This window comes from Agromyces marinus (genome assembly GCF_021442325.1).
GTDB classification, from domain to species: Bacteria; Actinomycetota; Actinomycetes; order Actinomycetales; family Microbacteriaceae; genus Agromyces; species Agromyces marinus.
The window spans coordinates 1,651,255-1,672,438 of the sequence record NZ_CP087879.1 but is presented as its reverse complement, the minus strand read 5'-3'; the positions used below and the strand labels follow the sequence as shown (position 1 = coordinate 1,672,438).

Genomic DNA, 21,184 nt, shown 5'->3' with positions numbered 1-21,184 from the left:
CCGGGGCAAGCGGGGTGGTACCGCGGTGGGGCTCGACGAGCCGGCCGTCCTCGTGAACCGGCGAGATCCAGCAGGAGCGAGCGTTGTACCCCAAGGGCCAGGACCCCGAGCAGCAGTCCGTCACGCCGTCGCCGTCCTTCCCGGCGATCGAGCAGGAGATGCTCGCGCACTGGAAGGCCGACGGCACGTTCCAGGCGTCGATCGACCAGCGCGAGGGCGCCGAGGAGTGGGTGTTCTACGACGGCCCGCCGTTCGCGAACGGCCTGCCGCACTACGGGCACCTCCTCACCGGCTACGCGAAGGACGTCTTCCCGCGGTTCCAGACGATGCGCGGCAAGCAGGTGCACCGCCGGTTCGGCTGGGACACGCACGGCCTGCCCGCCGAGCTCGAGGCCGAGCGCCAGCTCGGCATCACCGACAAGGTGCAGATCGAGGAGATGGGCATTGCGGCGTTCAACCGCGCCGCGCGCGACGCCGTGCTCCGCTACACCGAGGAGTGGCAGGACTACGTCACGAGGCAGGCGCGCTGGGTCGACTTCGAGAACGACTACAAGACGCTCGACGCGACGTTCATGGAGTCGGTGCTCTGGGCGTTCAAGACCCTGCACGAGAAGGGCCTCGCGTACGAGGGCCACCGCGTGCTGCCCTACTGCTGGCGCGACCAGACGCCGCTGTCGAACCACGAGCTCCGCATGGACGACGACGTCTACAAGCCGCGTCAGGACCAGACCGTCACGGTCACCTTCCCCTTGACCGGCGCGAAGGCCGAGGCGCTCGGCCTCACCGCGGTGCGGGCACTCGCCTGGACGACCACGCCCTGGACCCTGCCGACGAACTTCGCGCTCGCGGTCGGCCCCGAGATCACCTACGCGGTCGTGCCCGCCGGTCCGAACGGCACGCCGGATGCCACGGTGCTCCGCGAGCACGCACCCGGCGGCACCGACGACACCGAGGTGCTCGGCGCCGAGTACCTGCTCGCGCTCGACCTCGTGGGCGACTACGCCAAGGAGCTCGGCTACGAATCGGCCGACGAGGCGCGGGCCGCGGTCTCGCGAACGGTGCAGGGCGCAGAGCTCGACGGCGTGACGTACGACCGCCTCTTCGACTACTACGCCGACGTCGAGAAGTACGGCCTCGAGCGGGCCTGGCGCGTGCTCGTCGCCGACTACGTCACTACCGAGGACGGCACGGGCATCGTCCACCAGGCGCCCGCCTACGGCGAGGAGGACCAGCGGATCGGCGAGGCGAACGGCATCCCTGTCGTGATCTCGGTCGACGACTCCGGCCGATTCCTCCCCGAGGTGACGGATGTCGCGGGGTTGCTGTGGTCCGACGCGAACAAGCCGCTCACGCAGCTGCTGAAGGCCGAGGGGCGCCTGCTCCGCCAGGCGAGCTACGAGCACTCGTACCCGCACTGCTGGCGCTGCCGGAACCCGCTCATCTACAAGGCGGTCTCGAGCTGGTTCGTGCGCGTTCCCGAGTTCCGGGACCGCATGAGCGAGCTCAACGACGACATCACCTGGGTGCCGGAGAACGTCAAGTACGGGCAGTTCGGCAAGTGGGTCGGCAACGCCCGGGACTGGTCGATCAGCCGCAACCGCTACTTCGGCTCGCCGATCCCGGTGTGGAAGAGCGACGACCCCGAGTACCCGCGCGTCGACGTGTACGGCTCCTTCGAAGAGCTCGAGCGCGACTTCGGCCGCGTGCCGACCAACCCCGAGGGCGAGCCCGACCTGCACCGCCCGTACATCGACGAGCTCACCCGGCCGAACCCCGACGACCCGACCGGGAAGTCGACCATGCGCCGGATCAGCGACGTGTTCGACGTCTGGTTCGACTCCGGGTCGATGCCGTTCGCGCAGGTGCACTACCCGTTCGAGAACCAGGACTGGTTCGACACCCACAACCCGGCCGACTTCATCGTCGAGTACATCGGGCAGACCCGCGGCTGGTTCTACGTCATGCACGTGCTCGCGACCGCGCTCTTCGACCGGCCGGCGTTCGAGAACGTCGTGAGCCACGGCATCGTGCTCGGCAGCGACGGGCAGAAGATGTCGAAGTCGCTGCGCAACTACCCGGACGTCTCCGAGGTGTTCGAGCGCGACGGCTCCGACGCGATGCGCTGGTTCCTCATGTCGAGCCCGGTGCTGCGCGGCGGCAACCTCGTGGTGACCGAGGAGGGCATCCGCGAGGGCGTGCGCCAGCTCATGCTGCCGCTCTGGAGCACCTGGTACTTCTTCTCGCTGTACGCGAACACGGCACGCGAGGGCGGCTACGAGGCATCCCGCTCGACCGCGTCGACCGACGTGCTCGACCGGTACCTGCTGGCCAAGCTCCGCGACCTCGTCGAGGCCGTCACGGACGACTACGAGGACTTCGACACGACGCTCGCGTCGCAGAAGCTCCGCGACTTCGGCGACGTGCTCACGAACTGGTACGTGCGCCGCTCGCGCGACCGGTTCTGGCAGGGCGTGGGCGAAGGCGGTTCGGGCGCGTCCTCGACCGGCACCGAGGCGTTCGACACGCTGTACACGGTGCTCGAGACCCTCACGCGCCTGGCCGCCCCGATGCTGCCGCTCGTGACCGAGAAGGTCTGGCGCGGACTCACCGGCGGTCGGAGCGTGCACCTGGCCGACTGGCCGGTCGCCGACGAGTTCCCGGCCGATCCCGAGCTCGTCGCCGCGATGGACGCCGTGCGCGAGGTGACCGGGGCGGTGCTCGCGCTCCGCAAGCAGGCGGGTCGCCGCGTGCGCCTGCCGCTCGCGTCGCTCACGGTCGTCACGACGGATGCCGCGAGCCTCGCGCCGTTCGAGGCGATCCTGCGCGACGAGCTCAACGTCAAGCGCGTCGACCTGGTCGAGCTCGACGACTCGAGCGCCGCGTCCTACGGCGTGACCAAGCGACTCACGGTCAACGCCCGCGCCGCCGGGCCGCGACTCGGCAAGCAGGTGCAGCAGGCCATCCAGGCCGCGCGCGGCGGCGACTGGTCGCTCGACGGCGAGACGGTCGTGGCCGGCGGCATCGCGCTCGAGCCGGGCGAGTACGACCTCGTGCTCGAGGCGAGCGGCGGCGCCGAGGGCGGCAGTGCGCTCGGCCTCCTCGCCGACGGCGGATTCGCGATCCTCGACGTGCGCACGACCCCCGAACTCGAGGCCGAGGGCCTCGCGCGAGACATCGTGCGCGCCGTGCAGGAGTCGCGCAAGGCGGCCGGGCTGGAGGTCGGCGATCGCATCCGCCTCGACCTCACGCTCGACGCCGCCGGCGCAGCGGCCGCCGAGGCGCACCGCGACCTCATCGGCCGCGAGACGCTCGCGCCCGAGCTGCTGGTGACGGTCGGCGAGGTCGACGGCGACGGCGCCCACAAGGTCGGCGACGGGTCGAAGCTCCTCGTCTCCGTCGCGAAACTCGCGGAGGAGGCACGATGACCGACGTGATCCCCGACTCGACCCCGGAGGAGCGCGACGCGGCCGACGCCGTGTACGCCGACCTGCTCGCGCGCGTCGGCGAGTCGGCGCCGCAGCCGCGGCTCGACGCGACCCGGCGGGCCGTGGAACTGCTCGGCGACCCGCATCGCGCGGCACCCGTCATCCACCTCACCGGAACCAACGGCAAGACCTCGACGAGCCGGATGATCGAGTCGATCCTCCGCGCACAGGGGCTCCGCACGGGACTGCTCACGAGCCCGCACCTCGTGCGGTTCACCGAGCGGATCCGCATCGACGGCGAGCCGATCGCCGACGAGGCCGTCGCCCGGATCTGGGAGGAGATCGCACCCGTCGTGTCCATCGTCGACGACGAGCTGCGCAGCGCCGACGAGGAGGCGCTCACGTACTTCGAGGCGCTCACGGTGCTCGCGTTCGCGGCGTTCGCCGACGCGCCCGTCGACGTCGTCGTCCTCGAGGTCGGCATGGGCGGCGAGTGGGACTCGACGAACGTCGCCGACGGCCAGGTCGCGGTGATCACCCCCATCGCGATCGATCACGAGCAGCGCCTGGGGCGCACGGTCGCCGAGATCGCCCGGACGAAGTCGGGCATCATCAAGCCCGGCGCCGAAGTCGTGACCGCCTTCCAGGACCCGGCCGCGCTGACCGTGCTGAGCGAGGCCGCCGAGCGCAACGAGGCGAGCCTAGCCGTCGAGGGCGGCGCGTTCGCCGTGCTCGACTCGCGCGTCGCCGTCGGCGGCCAGCTCGTGTCGGTCCGCGGACTCGCGGGGGAGTACCGCGACCTCCCCGTGCCGCTGCACGGGCGCCATCAGGCCGAGAACGCGGCCGTCGCCATCGCCGCGGTCGAGGCATTCCTCGGGCGGCAGGTGCGGCTGGCCGACGACGTCCTCGAGTCGGGATTCGCCGCGGTCAGCTCGCCCGGCCGCCTGCAGCTGGTCTCGACCGACCCGACCGTGCTGGTCGATGCGGCGCACAACCCGCACGGCGCCGGCGCGCTCGCGCAGGCGCTCGGCGAGGTGTTCGACTTCGACGAACTCGTGGTCGTGCTCGGCGTCCTCGCCGACAAGGACGTCGAGGGCATCGTCCGGGCCCTCGAGCCCACGGGCGCCCGGTTCCTGGTCACCCGGTCCGAGTCGGACCGCGCGATCGAGGCGGACCAGCTCGCGCCCCGGGTCGCCGCCGTCGTCGGAGCCGACCGCGTCGACATCGCATCCCGGCTCGACGACGCGCTCGACGACGCGCGGGAGTGGGCGTCGCGGGCTGACCGACGCGGGGTCGTCGTCACGGGGTCGATCACGCTCGTCGCCGACGCGCTCGCGATCGCGACCGACCGGGAGTGGACCGAACGATGACCGACGCGCCGATGCCCGACGGCCCCGATGCGGGCGACGCCCGCGAAGCCGAAGCGGATGCCGCGCCCGTGAGCCGGCACCGCCGACCGCGCTCCACGCGCGAGAGCCTCGGTTCGATCGTGCTCACCTTCGAGATCATCGTCGTCTTCCTCGCCGCCCTCGTCATCTGGGGGCTCTCGCGCGAGGACGGCACGGTGTTCGGCCTGCCGACATGGGCGCCCCTCGCCGCGGGCGGCGTGGTGATCCTGGCGCTCATCGTCACCATTCCGCTGCTGCGCTTCGAGTGGGCGTTCGTGCTGGGCTGGGCCGTGCAGGTGCTGCTCCTCGCCTCGGGCCTGCTCAATCCCGCGATGTTCGTCGTCGCGGCGCTGTTCGGCGGAATGTGGGCGTACTGCATGATCGTCGGCGGCCGAATCGACCGTGACCGGGCGGCTGCCGCCGGCCCGACCGAACCTGGAAAGGAATCCGCATGACCACCGCCATCGAAGAGACCCTCGTCCTCGTCAAGCCCGACGGGGTCGCACGCAACCTCAGCGGCGAGATCCTGAGGCGCATCGAGGCGAAGGGGTACTCCCTCGTCGACATCCGCATGCTGCAGCCGAGCCGCGACCTGCTCGCGGAGCACTACGCCGAGCACGAGGGCAAGCCCTTCTACGAGCCGCTGCTCGAGTTCATGGAGTCGGGCCCCGTGGTCGCCATGCGCGTCGCGGGCAACCGGGTGATCGAGGGCTTCCGCGTGCTCGCGGGTGCGACCGACCCGACGACCGCGCTGCCCGGCACGATCCGCGGCGACTTCGGGCGCGACTGGGGGCTGAAGGTCCAGCAGAACCTCGTGCACGGCTCCGACTCCGTGGAATCGGCCGAGCGAGAGCTCGCCCTCTGGTTCGCCTGAACGAGACGGCGCGCGGGCTTCCCGTCGGTCGAGCAGCCGCGCCGCGGCTGCTCGACCCGGCGGTCAGCCGACCAGGTTCCGGAGATCGATCAGGACTCGGGGGATCGCGTTCATCTGGGCCTGGGCCAGCACGATGACGATCGCGTAGGCGACGGCGCTCACCACGATGATCCAGTCCATGCCGATCGTGCCGACTCGTCGCGCTCCGGGGTTCGCGCCGTACACGCCCTCGCGGAGGTTGCGGAAGGTGACGGCGAAGAACGTCGGGATCGTGACGGCCCAGGTCATCATGCACCAGGGGCAGAGCACGTCGAGCACGTAGATGCTCTGGAAGATCAGCCAGCCGACGAACACGATCGCGCCGAGGACTCCCGCGTTCAGCCCGATCCAGAACCAGCGCGGGAATCGTGCACCGGCGAGCAGGGCCACCCCGATGGTGATGACGACCGGCCAGGCCATCAGCCCGACGAACGGGTTCGGGAATCCGAAGACGCTGCCCTGCCACGATGCGAGGTTCGTGCTGCATCCGACCAGCACGCCGACGTTGCAGTTCGGCACGTGCGCGGGATCGGCCAGTGTGAGCACCTTCTCGACCGACAGTTCGAACGCGGCGAGCAGGCCCAGGCCGCCCGCGACGACGAGGAACACGGCGAACGCGACGGGGCGCGCCGCGCGAGGGGAGTCGGGCATGTCCCGATTCTGGCACGGCGGGTCACCGGCAGGCGCGGAGACCGTGCGATAATCGAAGGCAGTCGCCCGGGCCGCGCCCGGTGCGACGCCGACGAAGGCTTCGAGGATGCACCGCATCCCACCCGCGGGGGAACCGCGAGATTTGGCGTCACCGGCACCCGCCGGGCGCAGTGGAGAAGGATTGGTGGTCAGGCGCGAGACGCGCAGGGCCACTCCGAGGAGTACGGGGATGGTGGCGCGGCCGCCGATCCCGGTGTAGGAGTGCACCAGAGATGGTGGAAGAGAACGGAACACCGCCGAACGCACCCGATGCAGAGGCCCCCCGCCGTCGAGGCGGGCTCTTCGGCGCACGCAGGACGCGCCGAGCACAGGTCGTGCCCCAGGTGGAGCAGGCCGCCCCAGAGACCCCTGACGTGACGGATGCCGCGCCGAACGTGTCGTCGACCGGGGAACGTCCCGTCGATGCGGAGGTGACGGCGCCGACGACTGCGGCGGCGGTCGATGCCGCCGGTGCGGGCAGCACATCCGAGCAGGCCGGCGAAGCGGCATCCGCTCTCGCATCGCCGCCCGAGGAGGGCGCCGAGCCGCAGGCCGGCTCCGAGCCCTCGGAAGGCGGGCAGGCCGACGCGGCCGAGCCCACCGCGACGGCCTCGCCGATCCCGTCGGCCCTCTCGACGACGTCGTTGATCTTCCACGCGCCGCCGGTGTTCGAGCAGCCCGACCGGCCGGAGCGATCCGAACGCGGCGAGCGGTCGGGCGACCGGTCCGACCGCGACCGGTCCGATCGCGACCGGTCCGATCGCGAACAGGACGAGCGCGACGCGTCGAGCGTGCGTCGCCGGTCCCGTCGCCGCAGCGGCGAGGAGTCGCGCTCGCAGGGCGACGACCCGGCGAACACCGTGGTCAAGGTCCGCAAGCCCCGTGAACCCGAGCTCATCACCGAGCCGCAGAAGGTCAAGGGCTCGACCCGGCTCGAGGCCAAGAAGCAGCGCCGTCGCGACGGTCGCGACGCCGGCCGTCGTCGTGCGGTGATCACCGAGGCCGAGTTCCTCGCCCGCCGCGAGTCGGTCGACCGGCAGATGGTCGTCCGCCAGAAGGGCGGCCGCATCCAGATCGGCGTGCTGGAAGACGACGTGCTCGTCGAGCACTACGTCGCCCGCAACCAGGACGCGTCGCTCATCGGCAACGTCTACCTCGGTCGCGTGCAGAACGTGCTGCCGTCGATGGAGGCCGCGTTCGTCGACATCGGCCGCGGCCGCAACGCGGTGCTCTACTCGGGCGAGGTCGACTGGGAGGCGGCGGCCGAGAACGGCGAGAAGAACCAGCCGCGTCGCATCGAGCTGGCGCTGAAGCCCGGCGACCGCGTGCTGGTGCAGGTCACGAAGGATCCGGTCGGCCACAAGGGCGCGCGCCTGACGAGCCAGATCTCGCTCCCGGGGCGATACCTCGTGTACGTGCCGAACGGGTCGATGAACGGCATCAGCCGCAAGCTCCCCGACACCGAGCGCGCGCGGCTGAAGAAGATCCTGAAGGAGGTGCTCCCCGAGAACCAGGGCGTCATCGTCCGGACCGCGGCCGAGGGCGCCACCGAGGAGCAGCTCACGCGCGACGTCACCCGCCTCATCTCCCAGTGGAAGGACATCTCGGAGACCGTCGAGAAGGTCCAGGCGCCCGCCCTGCTGCACTCCGAGCCCGACCTGCTCATCAAGATCGTCCGCGACGTCTTCAACGAGGACTTCCAGAAGATGATCATCGCCGGCGACGACGCGCGCCGCACGATCGAGAAGTACCTCGGCCAGGTCGCGCCCGACCTCCTCGAGCGCGTCGAGGCGTACGCGGGCGAGCGCGACGCGTTCGACGAGTTCCGGATCACCGAGCAGATCGACAAGGCCCTCGAGCGCAAGGTCTGGCTGCCGTCGGGCGGTTCGCTCATCATCGATCGCACCGAGGCGATGACCGTCGTCGACGTCAACACGGGCAAGTTCGTCGGATCCGGCGGCAACCTGGAGGAGACCGTCACCAAGAACAACCTCGAGGCGGCGGAAGAGATCGTGCGCCAGCTGCGTCTGCGCGACATCGGCGGCATCATCGTCGTCGACTTCATCGACATGGTGCTGGAGTCCAACCGCGACCTCGTCCTGCGGCGTCTGGTCGAGTGCCTCTCCCGTGACCGCACGAAGCACCAGGTGGCCGAGGTCACCTCGCTCGGCCTCGTGCAGATGACCCGGAAGAAGCTCGGCCTCGGGCTGCTCGAGACGTTCAGCGAGCCGTGCGAGGTCTGCGCGGGTCGCGGCATCATCGTGCACCACGAGCCCGTCGCGAAGCACCGCGCACCCCAGCAGCAGGTCGAGCGCCGACGCAATCGCGGTGGTGGCGGCAACGGCGGCGGCCAGCCGCAGCAGCCGGCGACCGACAAGGCGCACCAGGGCACGCACGCGATCACCGAGGACGTCAAGAACGCCCTCGCCCAGATCGCGGCGTCGACGGTCTCGCACACCGAGGCGCGCCCTGCGGCCGAGGCCGGTGCCGAGGGCGCTGCCGAGGCCGCGGCCGGCGCAGCGGGCGAGGGGCAGGCGGCGGATGCCGCAGCTCCGCGTCGCGACGGCGACCAGCCCCGGTCGGGGCGTCGCGGTCGTCGCCGTGCGTCACGGGGGTCCGGATCCTCGGCGAACGCCGAAGGCGAGCGCGGTGCCCAGCCCGAGCCGGCGACGTCCGCCGAGCCGTCCGCCGCGACCGAGGCCTCCACGACCGCCCCGGCCCGGGGCGAGTCGCCGACGCAGGCTCCGCTCATCGAGCTCCCCGAGCCGCCGGCACGTCCGGAGTCCCGGGTGCGCGTGCAGGAGGACCCCGAGGCGCTGCTCGGCTCGGTGCTCGACGCGCTCCCCGCGCCGAAGGCCCCCGGCGAGGGGCGCTCGCGTTCGCGGAGCCGTCGCGTGTCGACGGCGGCGCTCAGCCCGGCCGGCGAACCCCCGGTCATCACCCGTCCCGACGAGGACGGCTCGGACTCAGCCTCGTAGGCGTCGCCGCTCCCGGGGCGTGACCCGCAGACCGCTCGCCGCGAGGCGTCGGACGAGGTCGCGCGCCGGGACGGGTTGGGCGCCGGCCGCGACGAGTTCGTCGTAGCGTTCGGCGGGCACGTCGTAGTGGTCGAGGTCGAAGCCGCGCCGGGGGATGCCCTCCCGGTCGGCGAACGCGACGAGCTCCTCGATCGAGGTGTCGCTGACCAGGTGCGACCACACGGTGCCGTGCCTTGGCCACAGCGGCGGGTCGATGAGGACGGCCATGCGCCGAGTGTACGTCGACGCCGCGGCGGCATCCGTTCGGCGCCGGCCGACACGCGGGCGCCGCGCGTTTGACCGAGTTCTGGGCATCCGGTAAACTCGACCGTTGGTGCCACCGCTTATCCCGGACGGCACGCACAGTTTTCTGGCAGTGACGACCCTCTCTCCCGCTGGGGTCTTCCGCGCAGTGACATCCCATCAAGTTGACGGAGCCGCGAGGCTCCCCGGAGATAGGTACGAGAAGTGGTTTACGCAGTAGTGCGCGCCGGTGGCCGGCAGGAGAAGGTCGAGGTCGGCACCATCGTCACGATGGATCGGATCAAGGCCGACAAGGACGGCAACGTCCAGCTCACGCCCGTCCTCCTCGTGGACGGCGACAAGATCACCTCCGACGCGAAGTCGCTCGCCAAGGTCACGGTCACGGCCGAGGTCCTGAACGACCTGCGCGGTCCGAAGATCGTGATCCAGAAGTTCAAGAACAAGACCGGCTACAAGAAGCGCCAGGGCCACCGTCAGGAGCTCACGCGCGTCAAGGTCACCGGCATCAAGTAACGGCCAGAGGAGACAGGCAGAATGGCACACAAGAAGGGTGCGAGCTCCACTCGCAACGGTCGTGACTCGAACGCGAAGCGCCTCGGCGTGAAGCGCTTCGGTGGCCAGGTCGTCTCGGCGGGCGAGATCCTCGTCCGCCAGCGCGGCACGCACTTCCACCCCGGTGCGGGTGTGGGTCGTGGCGGCGACGACACGCTGTTCGCCCTCGAGGCGGGCGCGGTCGAGTTCGGCAACAAGGGCGGCCGCAAGGTCGTGAACATCGTCACGGTCGACGCGTAAGCATCGATCGGTTTCGTGAGGGCGGGCTTCGGCTCGCCCTCACGTGTTTTCCAAGAAGGAGTGATGCGGCGATGGTGAGTTTCGTCGACCAGGTGCGGCTGTTCGTCCGTGCTGGCCACGGCGGCCACGGCTGCGTGTCGGTCCGGCGCGAGAAGTTCAAGCCGCTCGCGGGGCCGGACGGCGGCAACGGCGGCGACGGCGGCGACATCGTCCTCGTCGCAGACCCGCAGGTCACCACGCTGCTGTCCTACCACGGGCGACCGCACCGCACCTCCGAGAACGGCCAGCCCGGCCAGGGCGACAACCGTTCGGGCGCCGCGGGCGCGGTGCTCGAGCTGCCGGTGCCCGTCGGGACCGTCGTGAAGGACGAGGACGGCACGGAACTGGCCGACCTCACCGAGCCGGGCATGCGGTTCGTCGTCGCCGAGGGCGGTCACGGCGGACTGGGCAATGCGGCACTGTCCTCGCCGAAGCGGAAGGCCCCCGGCTTCGCACTGCTCGGCACGCCGGGCTTCGAGGGCGAGGTCTCCCTCGAGATCAAGACGATCGCCGACGTGGCGCTCGTCGGCTTCCCCTCGGCGGGCAAGTCGAGCCTCATCGCCGCGATGTCGGCCGCCCGACCCAAGATCGCCGACTACCCGTTCACCACGCTGCACCCGAACCTCGGCGTCGTCCAGTCCGGCGACCACCGGTACACCGTCGCCGACGTCCCCGGCCTCATCGAGGGCGCCAGCGAGGGCAAGGGCCTCGGCCTGGAGTTCCTCCGTCACGTCGAGCGCTGCTCGGCGCTGCTGCACGTGCTCGACTGCGCGACGCTCGAACCCGGCCGCGACCCGATCAGCGACCTCGAGGTGATCCTCGCCGAGCTCCGCGCCTACGAGGTGCCCGAGGGCCAGACGCCGCTGCTCGAGCGACCCCAGCTCGTCGCCCTGAACAAGGTCGACGTGCCCGAAGCGCGCGAGCTGGCCGAGTTCGTCCGGCCCGAGCTCGAGTCGCGCGGCTACCGCGTGTTCGAGATCTCGACCGTCAGCCACGAGGGTCTGCGCTCGCTCGGATTCGCGCTCGGCGAGGTCGTCGACCGGGCCCGCGCCGAGGCGGCCGTCGCCCCCGCCGCACCGCGGATCGTGCTGCGGCCCAAGGCCGCGAGGGGCGCCGACTTCACCGTCCGCCCCGAGGGCGGCAGCTACGGCACCATCTACCGCGTGCTCGGCGCCAAGCCGGAGCGCTGGGTCGCGCAGACCGACTTCCAGAACGACGAGGCCGTCGGCTACCTCGCCGACCGGCTCGCGCGCCTCGGCGTCGAGGACCAGCTCGTGCGCGCGGGAGCCGTCGCGGGGTCGACCGTCGTCATCGGGCCGGGCGCCGGCGTCGTCTTCGACTGGGAACCGACGCTCACCTCGACGGCCGAGCTGATCTCGTCGCCCCGCGGTCTCGACGATCGCCTCGACGAGCGCCGCCGGGCGACGCGTGCCGAGCGGCGCAGCGACTACCACGACCGCATGGACGCCAAGGCCGAGGCGCGGGCCGAGCTCGAACGCGAACGCGAAGCCGGGATCTGGACTGGCGGCGGCGAGGACGAGACCGAAGGCAAGGGCGAGGACGAGGATCGGGCATGACCGGGTTGACCCGGGCAGGTGTCGCCTCGGCGCGCCGGATCGTCGTCAAGGTCGGCTCCTCGTCCATCTCGGGTGAGAACGTCGGCCAGATCGCCCCGCTCGTCGACGCCCTCGCCGGCGCGCACGCTCGCGGCGCCGAGGTCGTCCTCGTCTCCTCCGGCGCGATCGCGACCGGCATGCCCTACCTCCGGCTCGACGCGCGACCCGACGACCTCGCGACGCAGCAGGCGGCGGCATCCGTCGGCCAGAACATCCTGATCTACCGCTACCAGGAATCGCTCCGGCGTTTCGGCATCGTCGCAGGGCAGGTGCTCCTGACCGCGGGCGACCTCGAGAACGACACCCACCGCCTGAACGCCCAGCGTGCGATGGAGCGACTCCTGGGCCTGCGCATCCTGCCCATCGTGAACGAGAACGACACGGTCGCGACCCACGAGATCCGGTTCGGCGACAACGACCGCCTCGCGGCGATGGTCGCCGAGCTCACGGACGCCGACCTGCTCGTGCTCCTCTCCGACGTCGACGCGCTCTACACGAAGCCGCCGCACCTCGAGGGTGCCGAACGGATCGGGCACGTGCCGTTCGGCGACGAACTGGCCGGGGTCGAGATCGGCTCGATCGGCCGCGCGGGCGTCGGCACGGGCGGCGCCGAGACCAAGGTCTCCGCTGCACGGATCGCCGCGGCATCCGGCACCGGCGTGCTCGTGACCGCCACGTCGCTCGTGGCCGAGGCGCTCGCGGGCGAACCGGTCGGAACCTGGTTCCAGCCGGCCGCCCGCTGAGCCGCCCGAGCGGCGGCGCGCCGCCGCGCCGTCGCGGCTTCAGCCGCCGAGCGCCTCGCGGAGCCGCACGCGCGCACCCATCCGCAGCAGCGAGTTCTCGTAGATCCGTGCTCCGACGAGGATCGCCGCGACGCAGGTCGCGATGAGGATCGCGAGCGAGATCAGCGGCTCCCACCACTGCGCCTCGCCGAGGAACATCCGCATCGGCATCCCGACCGGCGCCGAGAACGGAACGTACGACATCACGCCCAGCACGATCGGGTCGTCGTTGAAGAAGATCACGAGGAAGTACGGCGCCATGACCAGCATCGTCAGCGGCGTCGTGGTCGCACCGATGTCCTCCTGGCGCGAGACCATCGCGGCGGCCGCGGCGAACAGCGCTGCGAGCAGGACGAACCCGAACAGGAAGAACACCGCGAACCACGCGATCGGCGATCCGAGGCCCTGAAGGAGGCCGGTCTGGCCGGTCGCCGCGAGCCCGACGACCGCGATCGAGGCGAGCACCAGTATCTGACCCATCGCGAGGACGGTGTTGCCCACGACCTTGCCGGCCAGGAGCGCCCGGACCGGGATCGCCGAGATGAGCAGTTCGACGACCCGTGTCTGCTTCTCCTCGACGACGCTCTGCGCGATCGTGCCGCCGAAGAGCGACGCGGCCATGAGGAACACGATCCCGAAGCCGAGGGCGATGAGCATGCGCAGGTCGTCGTCGGCCCCGTCGGGATCGAGCAGCACCACGGTCGGCGACGCCGAGAGCTCGACGAGCAGCCGGCTCGACACGTCCGACTTCGCGAGCACCGCGAAGCCCGTGGGTGAGGACCCGTCCACGATGATCGCGGCGTCGACCGCGCCGGTGCGGACGAGCTCCTCGGCTGCGGCCGCATCGGCCGCCGATTCGGGCTCGACGCCCGGGACCGCCGGGACGAGGTCGGCCGCGTCTGCCGCGACCGCGACGGACGGGGCGCCGAACGACTCGTCCTCGGCGCTCACGCCGCCCCAGATGACGAGCGCGAGCGCGCCGAGGAAGAGGATCACGGTCGAGACCACGAAGCTCTTGCTGCGCAGCTTCGACTCGATCTCGCGCTCTGCGACGAGCCAGACGCTCTGCGCGGTCGACGGGGGAGTCGGGCCGGAGCGGACCGTGCGAGCGGGTGCGGGTCCGGTCGAGACGGCGTTCATCGGATGACCTCCGTGAAGATCTGTGCGAGCGATGGATGCTGCGGGGCGAAGCTCGCGACATCGCCCAGTTCGACGGCACGGCGGAGTACGCGCTGCGCGGTCGGGTCGTCGTCGACGTCGAACACGGCGTAGCCGCCGTCGAACTCGACGACGTCGACGCCCGGTTCGGCGCGCAGCCAGCCCGCATCGCTCGCCGAGACCAGTTCGTAGCGGCGGCCCGTGTACTGGGCCTGGAGGGCGGGGCGGGACCCGGCCGCGCGGATCCGGCCGCCCGCGATGATGACGAGGTCGTCGCAGAGCCGTTCGACGACGTCGAGCTGGTGCGAGGAGAACAGCACGGACACTCCGCTCGCCGCCCGCTGCTGCAGGACCCCCGCGACCACCTCGACGGCGATCGGGTCCAACCCCGAGAAGGGTTCGTCGAGGATCAGCACCTGCGGGTCGTGCACGAGTGCTGCGGCGATCTGCGCGCGCTGCTGATTGCCGAGCGACAGCGTCTCGACCCGGTCGCCGAGCCGCTCGCCGAGTCCGAGCTGGTCGAGCAGGGTGCGGGCCCGGGCCGTGGCATCCGCTTTGGAGAACCCGTGGAGGCGCGCCAGGTAGACGATGTGGTCGAGCACGTTCATCTTCGGGTAGAGCCCGCGTTCCTCGGGCATGTACCCGAAGAGGCGGCGGTCGGCGGACGTCGGCTCGGCGCCGTCGAGCACGACCGTCCCGGAGTCCCTGGCGAGCACGCCGAGGATGATGCGCATCGTCGTGGTCTTCCCGGCGCCGTTGCCGCCGACGAAGCCCGTCAGGCGTCCGGGCCGGACGTCGAAGGTGACCTCGTCGAGTGCGCGGCGGTCCCCGTACGTCTTGGTGATCGAGTCGAGTTGCAGCATGCGGGCAACGCTACGGATGCCGCGCGGCCGCGGCATCCGCCCTGAGGGGGGTATCGGGCGGTGTCCGCCCGCCGGGGGAGCGACGGTGATCCCGGCGGCTCAGGCCAGTCCGTGCCGATGCGCGTACACGACGGCGGCGACGCGGTCGCGTGCGCCGAGCTTCTGCAGGATGTTCGACACGTGCGTCTTGACGGTCGCCTCGCCGATGAAGAGCCGGCGGGCGATCTCGGCGTTGCTGAGCGCTTGCGCGACCAGCCGCAGCACCTCGCTCTCGCGCTCGGTCAACTCGGGATGCACCGGGGTCGGCTTCACCTCGCGCGGGCCGGGGGGCGCGTCCGCCGCCGGGGCGCGTCCGGGCGCGGAGGCGGGCTCGCCCGGCCCCGGGCCGGGCGCGGCGGTCGCGGCGAACCGCTCGATCACCCGCCTGGTGACCTCCGGTGCGAGCAGGGCGTCGCCCGCGGCGGCCACCCGAACCGCGTTGACCAGTTCCTCGGGTCCGGCGTTCTTCAGCAGGAAGCCGGTGGCGCCGGCGGAGAGCGCTTCGAACAGGTAGTCGTCCCGGTCGAAGGTCGTCACGATGACCACCGCCGGGTCGAGGGAGGGGTCGGACACGATCCGGCGGGTCGCCTCGATGCCGTCCATGCCCGGCATCTGCACGTCCATGCAGATCACGTCGGGGTGCAGAGCGGATGCCGCTGCGATCGCCTCCGCTCCGGTGGCTGCCTCGCCGGCCACCGTGACTCCGTCGGCGGACTCGAGGATCATCCGGAACCCGGCGCGCATGACGGCGTGGTCGTCGACGAGCAGGACGCGGATGTCGGGGCGGTCGGCTCTGTTCGAATGCGTGGACCCGGGTGTGCCGAGCGGCGTCATGCGAGGACCTCCGATGCGACGGGGACGCGGGCGCGGACCAGGTAGCCGCCCCGTGCGCGTGGACCGGCCTCGAGGGAGCCGCCGGACGCGATGGCGCGTTCGCGCATGCCGACGAGCCCGAGACCCGGACGGACCGACGGGGTCACGCGCCCGGCGTTGGAGATCTCGAGTTCGATCTCGTCATCGCCGTATCGGAGGCGGACGTCGGCGGCCGCATCGGGGCCGCCGTGACGTCGTGCGTTGGTGAGCGCCTCCTGGGCGATCCGATAGAGGTTCACCTGAACGGTCTCGGGCACGGGCACGGGCTCCCCGAACACGTGGAGCGTGGTCGGAAGTCCGTTGGTGCGGGCGTGTGCTGCGAGGTCGCCGAGCCCGTCGAGCGTCAGGGTCGAGGCCTCGCCCGTGTCGCCGCCGGGAGTGCGGAGCGTCTCGAGCAGGTTGCGGAGTTCGGCGAGCGCGGTGCGCGCCTCGGATTCGACCGCGTGCAGTGCGGATCGTGCGGAGTCGGGGTCGCGGTCCAGGACCGCGCGTGCGGCCCCGGCCTGGACTCCCATCGCCGAGACGTGGTGTGCCACCACGTCGTGCAGCTCGCGCGCGATCCGCACCCGATCGAGCGCGACGGCCTGCGCAGCGGTCAGTTCGCGTTCGCGCTCGAGTTCGGCGGTGCGCTGCTCGAGGGCCGAGCGTTCGAGTGCCGCGGCGTAGGCGCGATCGCCGAGGTAGTAGGCGCCGCCGAAGTAGGCGATGTTGAAGAGGAACTGCATGAGCATGAGGGCGACGAACGGGGAGAACGCGCCCTCGCGGGAGACGCCTTCGAGGTCGGGGTCGATCGCAGCCTGGAAGGTCGTGACGGTGAGCCAGGCGAACATCCCGAGGATGATGCCGACCCGCACGAGCATCGCCCGGTGCCGCCGGCTCACCCAGGCGCCGACGGTGTACAGCCCGATGAACACCGCGATGCTGCCGACGTACATGTCGGGGATGCGCGCGGTCACGCCCGCGAAGTACACGACGGCGACGGTGACCGCCACCCATTCCGGGGATCGGCGGCGCACCGCGAGCGGCAGCGTGACTCCCGCGGCGTAGAGCATCGACCACGCGAGCGCGGGCGACTCGTCGTCGTAGACTCCGGCGATCGCGCCGAGGGCCGCGCTGAGCAGCGCCGCGACGAGCAGCCCCGCGGCGAGCCAGGCGTCGGCGAGCAGCTCGCCGCGCGTCACCGCGGGCCGCCGCTGGGAGGCTGCGGAGGTTTCGGACATCCCTCCACGGTAGGGCGCTGCGGCCGGCCCGGCATCCACCCAGCGGGGGATGCCGAACCCTCGTCACACGCGGCATCCGCCCTGCACCGCCTCGGTAGGCTGGATCCATGACCGACGTCCGCACCGCTCCCGCCGATCTCTCCGAGGTGCTCGACGCGCGCCTGGCCGCCGCGAAGGAGGCCTCGCGGCGTCTCGCGCGTGCGACGACGGCCGAGAAGGACGCCGCGCTCGCGGCCATCGCCCGCCTGCTGCGCGCGCGTACCGGTGAGATCGTCGCGGCGAACGCGCTCGACCTCGAGGCCGGCCGCGTCTCGGGCCTGGGCACCGGCCTTCTCGACCGCTTGAAGCTGGACGCCGCCCGGATCGACGCGATCGCCGATGCCGTGCTCGACGTCGTGCAGCTCGACGACCCGGTCGGCGGAACGGTGAGCGGACGGACCCTGCCGAACGGGGTGCGCATCGAGCAGGTTCGCGTGCCCCTCGGCGTGGTCGGCGCCATCTACGAGGCGCGTCCGAACGTGACGGTCGACATCGCGGCGCTCGCGCTGAAGAGCGGCAACGCGGTCGCGCTGCGCGGCGGCACCGCGGCCGAGCACACCAACGCGGTGCTCGTCGACGTGCTGCGCGAGGCGATCGGGAGCACCGGCCTCCCGGGCGACGCCGTGCAGACGGTCGACGACTTCGGCCGCGACGGCGCGCGCCACCTCATGCGGGCCCGCGATCACGTGGACGTCCTGATCCCGCGCGGCAGCGCCGCGCTCATCCGGGCGGTCGTCGACGAGGCCACGGTGCCCGTGATCGAGACCGGCGCGGGAGTGGTGCACCTGTTCCTCGATGCGAGTGCGCGAGAGGACTGGGCGGTCGAGATCGCGCACAACGCGAAGGTCCAGCGGCCGAGCGTCTGCAACGCGCTCGAGACCCTGCTCGTGCACGCCGAGGCCGCGGATCGGTTGCTCCCGCCGGTGCTCGCGAGGCTCGAGGCATCCGGGGTGACCCTCCACGGCGACGAGCGGGTCCGGGCGCTGCACCCGACCGCGCTTCCGACGACCGAGGAGGACTGGGGGATCGAGCACATGAGCCTCGACCTGAACGTCGCCGTCGTCGACTCGTTCGACGACGCGCTCGTGCACATCCGGCGCTACTCGACGAAGCACACCGAATCCATCGTGACCAACGACCTCGCCAACGCGGAGCGGTTCCTCGCCGAGGTGGATGCCGCCGCGGTCATGGTCAACGCGTCGACGCGTTTCACCGACGGCGCGGAGTTCGGCTTCGGCGCGGAGGTCGGCATCTCGACGCAGAAGCTGCACGCGCGCGGCCCGATGGGCCTGCCGGAGCTCACGAGCACGAAGTGGATCGTGCGCGGCGCGGGCCACGTGCGTGCCTGACGCCCCGGCTCCGCCCGACCGATACACTGTCCTGAGCGTCACCGAAACAACCTGGAGGAACGGCCGATGAGCCTCGCGACCGCAGTGCAGACGAGCCTGGTCCTGACCGAGACCGTGCATGCGAGGGAACTCGCGTTCGACCCGATCTGGTTCGGCGTCATCACCCTGGGCGTCTTCGCGGTGCTCGGCTTCGTGACCTTCTCGTACCGCGACGTCGCGAACCGGCACCGCGCGAAGGCCGAGGCGTACGCGGCCCGTCACGCCGGGGGCGAGCACGGCGGTCACTGACCCGACGACCGATCCGATCATGGCTTCGGAATCGCGACGCCCCCGGTTGGGCGTGATGGGCGGCACGTTCGATCCCATCCACCACGGGCACCTCGTCGCGGCGAGCGAGGTCGCGAACGAGTTCGACCTCGACGAGGTCGTCTTCGTGCCGACGGGGACGCCGTACTACAAAGACGTCGTGACGCCCGCCGAGCATCGATACCTGATGACCGTGATCGCGACGGCGTCGAATCCGAGGTTCACGGTGAGCCGGGTCGACATCGATCGGCGCAAGCCGACGTACACGATCGACACGCTCCGCGACATCCGTCGGGAGCGCCCGGATGCGGACCTCTTCTTCATCTCCGGGGCCGACGCGATCGCGCAGATCCTCTCGTGGAAGGACGTCGAGGAGCTCTGGGCGCTCGCCCACTTCGTCGCTGTGAGTCGTCCGGGACATGTGCTGTCCGTTTCGGGTCTTCCCGAGCAGGACGTAAGCTTGCTGGAGGTCCCGGCGCTCGCGATCTCATCGACGGATTGCCGGGATCGCGTGCACCGGGGATCACCGGTGTGGTACTTGGTGCCTGATGGGGTCGTGCAGCACATCTCCAAGCACCACCTGTATCGGAGTGTCGAATGACGTCGTCGAACGAACCGCAGCTCACGCGTCGTGAGCTGCGCGAGCGCGAGCGACTCCGTGAGCAGGAGCGTGCGGCCGGTTCGGCGGCACCCGGGCAGGGCGGCCAGGCGCCGCCCGCCGGCCCCGGCCCCGGCCCGCAGCGTCCTCCCGCAGTTCCGCAGCAGCAGCGGATGCCGCAGGCACCCCCCGCGCCGGATCCGCGCGCCGCGGGCGCACGACCGGCGCATCCGGTCCAGGGTGCGCGCCCGGCACCCGGCGGCGCGCCGCAGGCGCCGCGTCCCCAGGAATGGGGGCAGCAGCCCGGAGCACCGGACGTGCGTCCTTCGCCGCCCCGCAGCGCGCCGGTCGGCGGCCGCCCCGCACCGGCGGCCGGGCACCCGCAGCAGCGCCCTGCCGGCGCGCCCCCTCACCCCGGCGGAGCTCCGGGGGCGTCGCGCCCTCAGCCCCCGCAGCAGGTCGCCCCGCGTCCGGCCCAGCCGATGGCCCCCGCGCGTCCACCCCAGGGCCCGCCGCGCAGCGCGCCCGCACCTCAGACCACTCCCGAGCGGACCCTGACGCGCCGTGAGCTGCGCGCGATGCTCGAAGCACACGCCGGCGACGGCCTCGAGGCCGGCGGTGCCGATGCCGACACCCGAGCGGGCGTGCCGGACTCGGCGGCCGGCCGGCCGGGTCGGCCCGACGCATCGCGGCCACCTTCGACGCCTCAACCGCGTGCGCCGCACCAGTCGGCGCCCGTCCGCGCTGCCGCGCCGCACACGACGGTCGACGCCGGGCTCGATGAGCCGGTGGCGGCATCCAAGCCCGTCGGCCACTGGACGACGCAGCTCGACCTGCCCGACGACCGGTCCGAGCCGTACGACCAATTGCTCTCCCGAGGCGGTTCGCCCCGCGGTGTGCCGACGACGACCAACGCGTTGATCCTGCCCGCCCTTCCGGATCACGGTGCCCTCGGGCAGTCCTTCCCCGGGACCGGCGAAATCATCAGCACAGGCTCGATCGAGTTGCCGCGAAGCTACGGGGCGACCGGCGTGCACCCGAGCCAGATCGACTCGAGCGACGTGGATCGGCTGTTCGACTCATCGGTCGAGGATGTCGCGGGCCCCGGCGTGGCGCCGGTCTCCGCGACGCGTGCGATCAGCACGCAACAGCCGAGCAAGGCGATGATGGCGCCGCCGTCGAAGGAGGGCATGAACGTGCCGCTCGTCCTCGCGGTCACCGCGGGCGTGCTGGCGCTCGGCGTCGTCGCGACGCTCATCGTGGGCGCGATGGCGGGACTGTTCTGAACGTGGAGATGCGAGGGGCGTTCAGGCGTACCTCCGGGAAGTCGAGGCCATGACCGCATCCGAGAACGCACGACGTCTGCTGGCCGTCGCCGCACGCGCGGCCGACGCGAAGGCCGGAGAGGACCTCGTCGCGATCGACGTGTCCGAGCCGCTCCCGTTCGCCGACGTGTTCCTGCTCGTGAGCGGTTCGGCCGAACGGAACGTGGTCGCGATCGCCGACGCGGTCGTAGAGGCCGTCCGGGAGGAGGGCCAGGAAGTCCTGCGTCGAGAGGGCCGCGACGGTGGCCGGTGGGCGCTCCTCGACTTCGGCGACCTCGTGGTGCACGTGTTCCACACCGAGGAGCGCATGTACTACGGCTTGGAGCGCCTTTGGCGGGATTGCCCCGCGATTCCGGTGGCGCCCCTAGTCGAGCGCGACGGGTCGAGCGCCACAGGCAGTGCCGGACTGCCCTCGGACCGGTGAGTTCACCTCGATTTCGCTTCGGCCAGCGGGCTGTTGTAAGCTGATCTCGTTGCCCCGAAGGGGG

Annotated in this window: 20 protein-coding genes; 14 read left to right on the top strand and 6 right to left on the bottom strand. The window is 71.6% G+C overall.

The features are described from left to right. The first annotated feature begins 83 nt into the window (after positions 1-83). The 4 genes from ileS to ndk are packed head-to-tail and all read left to right on the top strand — an operon-like array spanning position 84 to position 5,687. Positions 84-3,425, top strand: coding sequence for an isoleucine--tRNA ligase (gene ileS, locus DSM26151_RS07835; RefSeq protein WP_234659025.1), 3,342 nt, complete (start codon positions 84-86; stop codon positions 3,423-3,425). After that, positions 3,422-4,795 (top strand): bifunctional folylpolyglutamate synthase/dihydrofolate synthase, encoded by a 1,374-nt coding sequence (locus tag DSM26151_RS07830; protein ID WP_234659024.1) that lies wholly within the window; start codon positions 3,422-3,424, stop codon positions 4,793-4,795. Before ileS ends, DSM26151_RS07830 begins: the two co-directional genes overlap by 4 nt. Next, positions 4,792-5,268, top strand: a complete 477-nt coding sequence (locus tag DSM26151_RS07825) for a DUF4233 domain-containing protein (protein ID WP_234659023.1) — start codon at positions 4,792-4,794, stop codon at positions 5,266-5,268. The genes DSM26151_RS07830 and DSM26151_RS07825 overlap by 4 nt, the downstream gene beginning before the upstream one ends. Further along, the gene (ndk, locus tag DSM26151_RS07820) at positions 5,265-5,687 is read left to right on the top strand and encodes a nucleoside-diphosphate kinase (RefSeq protein WP_234659022.1); all 423 of its coding nucleotides are present in this window, start codon (positions 5,265-5,267) and stop codon (positions 5,685-5,687) included. The genes DSM26151_RS07825 and ndk overlap by 4 nt, the downstream gene beginning before the upstream one ends. A 63-nt stretch (positions 5,688-5,750) precedes the next feature. On the opposite strand, the gene DSM26151_RS07815 is transcribed toward ndk, so the two are convergent. Next, positions 5,751-6,377 (bottom strand): vitamin K epoxide reductase family protein, encoded by a 627-nt coding sequence (locus DSM26151_RS07815; protein WP_234659021.1) that lies wholly within the window; start codon positions 6,375-6,377, stop codon positions 5,751-5,753. Between the two features lie 272 nt (positions 6,378-6,649). Between DSM26151_RS07815 and DSM26151_RS07810 the strand changes: the two genes are divergently transcribed. Continuing rightward, positions 6,650-9,394, top strand: a complete 2,745-nt coding sequence (locus tag DSM26151_RS07810) for an Rne/Rng family ribonuclease (protein ID WP_234659020.1) — start codon at positions 6,650-6,652, stop codon at positions 9,392-9,394. On the opposite strand, the gene DSM26151_RS07805 is transcribed toward DSM26151_RS07810, so the two are convergent. Next, the gene (locus tag DSM26151_RS07805) at positions 9,383-9,661 is read right to left on the bottom strand and encodes a DUF4031 domain-containing protein (RefSeq protein ID WP_234659019.1); all 279 of its coding nucleotides are present in this window, start codon (positions 9,659-9,661) and stop codon (positions 9,383-9,385) included. The two genes, DSM26151_RS07810 and DSM26151_RS07805, sit on opposite strands and share 12 nt — an antisense overlap. Before the next feature lie 240 nt (positions 9,662-9,901). Between DSM26151_RS07805 and rplU the strand changes: the two genes are divergently transcribed. The 4 genes from rplU to proB all read left to right on the top strand — a co-directional run bounded on the left by rplU (position 9,902) and on the right by proB (position 12,887). After that, on the top strand, positions 9,902-10,210 hold the full coding sequence (gene rplU / locus DSM26151_RS07800; protein WP_136706928.1) for a 50S ribosomal protein L21: 309 nt from the start codon (positions 9,902-9,904) through the stop codon (positions 10,208-10,210). Positions 10,211-10,231: 21 nt separating this feature from the next. Continuing rightward, entirely contained in the window at positions 10,232-10,489 is a 258-nt protein-coding gene (gene rpmA / locus DSM26151_RS07795) for a 50S ribosomal protein L27 (protein ID WP_234659018.1), read from the top strand. Positions 10,490-10,560: 71 nt separating this feature from the next. Beyond that, on the top strand, positions 10,561-12,105 hold the full coding sequence (obgE, locus tag DSM26151_RS07790) for a GTPase ObgE (RefSeq protein WP_234659017.1): 1,545 nt from the start codon (positions 10,561-10,563) through the stop codon (positions 12,103-12,105). After that, positions 12,102-12,887: a glutamate 5-kinase gene (gene proB / locus DSM26151_RS07785; protein ID WP_234659016.1), complete on the top strand. Its 786-nt coding sequence runs from the start codon at positions 12,102-12,104 to the stop codon at positions 12,885-12,887. Before obgE ends, proB begins: the two co-directional genes overlap by 4 nt. 39 nt (positions 12,888-12,926) lie before the next feature. Here proB and DSM26151_RS07780 read toward each other — a convergent pair whose 3' ends face one another. The 4 genes from DSM26151_RS07780 to DSM26151_RS07765 form a co-directional block, all read right to left on the bottom strand. Then, positions 12,927-14,066: an ABC transporter permease gene (locus DSM26151_RS07780; protein ID WP_234659015.1), complete on the bottom strand. Its 1,140-nt coding sequence runs from the start codon at positions 14,064-14,066 to the stop codon at positions 12,927-12,929. Then, positions 14,063-14,947: an ABC transporter ATP-binding protein gene (locus tag DSM26151_RS07775; protein WP_234659014.1), complete on the bottom strand. Its 885-nt coding sequence runs from the start codon at positions 14,945-14,947 to the stop codon at positions 14,063-14,065. The genes DSM26151_RS07780 and DSM26151_RS07775 overlap by 4 nt, the downstream gene beginning before the upstream one ends. Positions 14,948-15,046: 99 nt before the next feature. Beyond that, the gene (locus DSM26151_RS07770; protein WP_234659013.1) at positions 15,047-15,820 is read right to left on the bottom strand and encodes a response regulator; all 774 of its coding nucleotides are present in this window, start codon (positions 15,818-15,820) and stop codon (positions 15,047-15,049) included. Beyond that, positions 15,817-17,079: a sensor histidine kinase gene (locus DSM26151_RS07765; RefSeq protein WP_234659012.1), complete on the bottom strand. Its 1,263-nt coding sequence runs from the start codon at positions 17,077-17,079 to the stop codon at positions 15,817-15,819. Before DSM26151_RS07765 ends, DSM26151_RS07770 begins: the two co-directional genes overlap by 4 nt. A 107-nt stretch (positions 17,080-17,186) precedes the next feature. Here DSM26151_RS07765 and DSM26151_RS07760 point away from each other — a divergent pair, with 107 nt between their 5' ends. The 5 genes from DSM26151_RS07760 (at position 17,187) to rsfS (ending at position 21,120) form a co-directional block, all read left to right on the top strand. Continuing rightward, positions 17,187-18,467: a glutamate-5-semialdehyde dehydrogenase gene (locus tag DSM26151_RS07760; protein WP_234659011.1), complete on the top strand. Its 1,281-nt coding sequence runs from the start codon at positions 17,187-17,189 to the stop codon at positions 18,465-18,467. A 66-nt stretch (positions 18,468-18,533) separates the two neighbouring features. Then, on the top strand, positions 18,534-18,755 hold the full coding sequence (locus DSM26151_RS07755) for a hypothetical protein (RefSeq protein ID WP_234659010.1): 222 nt from the start codon (positions 18,534-18,536) through the stop codon (positions 18,753-18,755). A gap of 19 nt (positions 18,756-18,774) precedes the next feature. Continuing rightward, positions 18,775-19,374: a nicotinate-nucleotide adenylyltransferase gene (gene nadD / locus DSM26151_RS07750; RefSeq protein WP_407650923.1), complete on the top strand. Its 600-nt coding sequence runs from the start codon at positions 18,775-18,777 to the stop codon at positions 19,372-19,374. A gap of 575 nt (positions 19,375-19,949) precedes the next feature. Next, entirely contained in the window at positions 19,950-20,657 is a 708-nt protein-coding gene (locus DSM26151_RS07745) for a hypothetical protein (protein WP_234659009.1), read from the top strand. Positions 20,658-20,706: 49 nt separating this feature from the next. Then, a complete protein-coding gene (rsfS, locus tag DSM26151_RS07740; RefSeq protein ID WP_234659008.1) occupies positions 20,707-21,120 on the top strand; it encodes a ribosome silencing factor in 414 nt (137 codons plus the stop codon). Positions 21,121-21,184 lie beyond the last annotated feature (64 nt).